The organism is Streptomyces sp. E11-3, assembly GCF_046540415.1.
GTDB lineage: Bacteria > Actinomycetota > Actinomycetes > Streptomycetales > Streptomycetaceae > Streptomyces.
The window spans coordinates 1-3,643 of the sequence record NZ_JAZGRL010000026.1 but is presented as its reverse complement, the minus strand read 5'-3'; the positions used below and the strand labels follow the sequence as shown (position 1 = coordinate 3,643).

Sequence of the window (3,643 nt, the reverse complement as noted above, 5' to 3'; positions counted from 1 at the left end):
TCATGGCCCAGTCGCCCTTGGTGCCGCCGTATCCGTACGCGGTCTGGGTTCCGATATCGGCGTAGTTCCAGTCCATGTACCAGCCGTAACCGGTGCCCACTGCACAGTGGCCAGCCGTGAGGGTATAGATCCTGCCCTTGGAGTCCTTGGTGTTGAACCCCGCGGTGCAGCCCCCTCCCGCTGAGCGCCACCGGATACGGTTTCCGCCCCGAAGGTCCGTGGCTTTAGGGGCTATCTCACCCTTGAACCGGTCGATGCGCACCGCGCCAGGATCGCCCGCTGTGGACTTCTCGATCCGTTCCTGGCTGTCGGCGGGCGCTCCGTCGAAGATGTCCACGGAGACCTGGTTGGTGCGGGGATCGATCCCCCACGCGGTGTTGGGCAGGTTCTCCAGCTCGTCAAGATCGTGGAGTACGCCCTTGAGCTGGGCGGTGCTGCGAACCACCAGCTTCGGGGTGCCGCCCGTGGCTCTCACGGTTCGCGCTGCGGCCTGGTCGGTCACAGTGACCACAAGCTTTCCGTCTTCGTGGTACACGCCGCCGCTTCGGGTGTCCCCCAGGTCATCAGCCAGAGCGGCCGCCCGAGCGGGTTCGGTCAACGGCTTGACCGGATCGTCGGCGGCGGTCGCAGGCGCGGCCGGGATCATGACGGCGACGGCAGCGGACGAGGCGGCAGCGATACGTCTGGCGGCTCTGGATATAGCAGGCACGAGCAGTTCCCCTCCCACACAGCAGTTACAGGACGCGCAGAGCAGAAGGGGGAGGCCAAGGACCAGGGCCGGACGGGGGATGGGTTCCGGCGCCTCACGATCGGGGGCGCGCTGCCACGACTGAGTCATGCGGTGGCCCTTGGCCCTGCGGCCACTCCCCCTCTTCCTCTCTGCGCGGAAGCCGGTCCGGGAGTCCCCCTCCAATCGGACCTGGCACGGCCGCCACTCTCACACGCACAGCCGGAGACGCGGCGGCACTTCCGGTCAGGGTGGCTTGAATCGCAGAGCGAAACGGACGCTGCCGGTGGGGCACCAACTCCCGCGAGTTGTCGGCTGCTTCCGCACTGCGGTCACGCAAGCAGTAGGCGTAGCAGGCCACTTCCGGTGCTCGGAGGAGGGGCTGGTTCCGCGCGCTGCCCGCCACCCGGGATCGAGGGCGGGTTTTGATCGTTGTGCTTTCGGGTTTGACCGTTCGATCGCGCGAGAGACCCGACAGAGCGGGGCGCGGGTATGGTCTTCGTGCTGTCCTCACCACGGGCTGAGGGGGATGAATGACGGGCGTAGAGATCGCGGTCGGGTACGTGTTCGCGTGGCTGGTGGGCAAAGCCCGCCGGGTGTCGGGGCGGGCAGATGCGGAGGTCGACCGGGGGTTGGATGCCGGGATGGACCGGCTGCACGACCTGGTCAGCCGCAAACTGGGGGACGATCCGGCACTGCAGCGGGCCGCTGAGGAGGCGCAGTCCGGGCAGGAGGAGCTGTCCGCGCGGACACACCAGCGTCTGGAGCTGGCCCTCGAGGACGCAGCCGAGCATGACACTGGCTTCGCCGAGGCCCTGGACGAGGCGGTCAAGAAGCTTCAGGCCGCCTCCGCGCAGACAGGCGGTGGTGTGTCCGCGACGAGCGACGGGCAGGCCGTCGGCGGGAACGTGGAGATCCAGGCCGAGGGCGGCTCGGTGGCCGCTCTGCGGACCGGCGATGTGTCCATCACAAACCCCCCGAAGCCGGGCCCGTACAAGGGCTGACCGCGCCCGGCGCCACCGCAAGCCCGCCCATCGGCCCGTCCCCCGCCACGAGCGGCAAGGCCATCACCGCGACGCGCGGCAGTGTCGCCGCCGAACGTATCGGGGAGGTTCACCAGCACAGCCATGCCGCGCGACGCTCACCGGCATCGTGGCCGCACCAGGTGGGCGTGATCCCACAGCGGGCGCAGTGTTTCCAGGACCGGGCCGAAGTGGCGCGGCTGCGGCGGGCACTGGCCGGCGGGGACACGGCAGTGCTGGTGGGGGCACAGGCGGTGGCGGAACAGTCTACTGCGGGACAGGTACTGGCCGGGATGGGCGGGGTGGGCAAGACCCAGCTGGCCGCCGACTACGCCCGCGGCGCCTGGGAGAACGGCGAGGTGGACGTGCTGGTGTGGACCACCGCCAGCAACTCCACGGCGGCCGCCTCCGGTTACGCGCAGGCAGGCATGGAGGTGCTGGGCGCCGACCCGGCGGATCCGCAGCAGGCGGCGCATGCCTTTCTGGCCTGGCTGGAACCCAAACCCCAGAAGCGGCCCTGCCGGTGGCTGGTGGTCCTGGACGACGTCACCGATCCCGCGGACCTGAACGGGCTGTGGCCGCCGGCCAGTCCGCACGGCCGCACTCTGGTCACCACCCGTCGCAAGGACGCCGCCCTCACTGGCGACCGACGTCGGCTGATCGAGGTCGGCCTGTTCACCCGCAGCGAGTCCCGCGCCTATCTCGCCACGAAGCTGGCCGCCCACGGCCGCGCCGAGCCCGACGCCCATCTCGCCGCCCTCGCCGACGACCTGGGCCATCTGCCGCTGGCTCTCGCCCAGGCCGCCGCCTACCTCATCGACACCGGCGAGACCGTCGCCGCCTACCGGGAACTGTTGGCCGACCGCACCACCACCCTCGCCGACACCACCCCTGACGCCCTGCCCGACGACCAGGCCCTCCCGCTGGCCGCCGCCTGGTCGCTGTCCATCGACCGCGCCGACACTCTGCGCCCCACCGGCCTGGCCCGCCCCATGCTCCAGCTCACCGCCCTCCTTGATGCCAACGGCATCCCCCAGGACGTCCTGAACAGCAAGCCCTCCCTCGCCCACCTCACCGCGCACCGCACCGGCCCGGAGCACGCCGGGGAACCGGCCCCGGCGTCCCAACAGGACGCGGTGCGCGCCCTGCGGGCCCTACACCGGCTCAGCCTCATCGACCACGATCGGGATGCCCCACATCAGGTCGTGCGGGTCCACCAGCTCATCCAGCGCGCCACCCGCGACACCCTCACCCCCCACCAGCGCGACCAGACCGCCCGCACCGCCGCCGACGCCCTTCTGGCCGCCTGGCCCGCCATCGAACGCGACACCGCCCTTGCCCAGACCTTCCGCGCCAACACCACCGCCCTGGCCAGCCACGCACGGGAGACCCTGTACCGGCCGGACGCGCATGCGGTGCTGTACCGCACCGGCCGCAGTCTCGGCGAGACCGGGCAGGTCACCGCCGCCCGAGACCACTTCCTGAACCTCACCGAATCCGTCGGCCATCACCTCGGCCCGGACCACCCCGACACCCTCACCGCTCGGGGCAACCTCGCCTGGTGGCGGGGAGAGGCAGGAGACGCGGCCGGGGCCGCAGCCGCTTTCGGCGACCTGCTGGACCATATGGTGCGGGTACTGGGCGAGGACTACCCCGACACCCTCACCACCCGGGCCAACCTCGCCTGGTGGCGGGGGGAGGCAGGGGACGTGGCCGGGGCCGCAGCCGCCTTCGCCGACCTCCTGGACAACCGGGTGCGGGTACTGGGCGAGGACCACCCCCACACCCTCGCCACCCGAAACAACCTCGCCAGCATGCGGGGGCGTAGAGGGGACGCGGCCGGGGCCGCAGCCGCCTTCGCCGACCTCCTGGAGCACACGGTGCGAGTGCTGGG

3 protein-coding genes are annotated in these 3,643 nt (G+C 71.2%); 2 read left to right on the top strand and 1 reads right to left on the bottom strand.

Translation table 11 applies throughout. From position 1 onward, the window contains the following. A partial coding sequence (locus U9R90_RS34365; protein ID WP_411061261.1) for an alpha-lytic protease prodomain-containing protein occupies positions 1–709 on the bottom strand: 709 nt, incomplete at its 3' end. Positions 710–1,260: 551 nt separating this feature from the next. On the opposite strand from U9R90_RS34365, the gene U9R90_RS34360 reads away from it, so the two are divergent. Further along, positions 1,261–1,731: a hypothetical protein gene (locus U9R90_RS34360; RefSeq protein ID WP_411060126.1), complete on the top strand. Its 471-nt coding sequence runs from the start codon at positions 1,261–1,263 to the stop codon at positions 1,729–1,731. Positions 1,732–1,898: 167 nt separating this feature from the next. Next, positions 1,899–3,643, top strand: a 1,745-nt coding sequence (locus U9R90_RS34355) for a tetratricopeptide repeat protein (RefSeq protein WP_411061260.1), incomplete at its 3' end; no start/stop codon positions are given.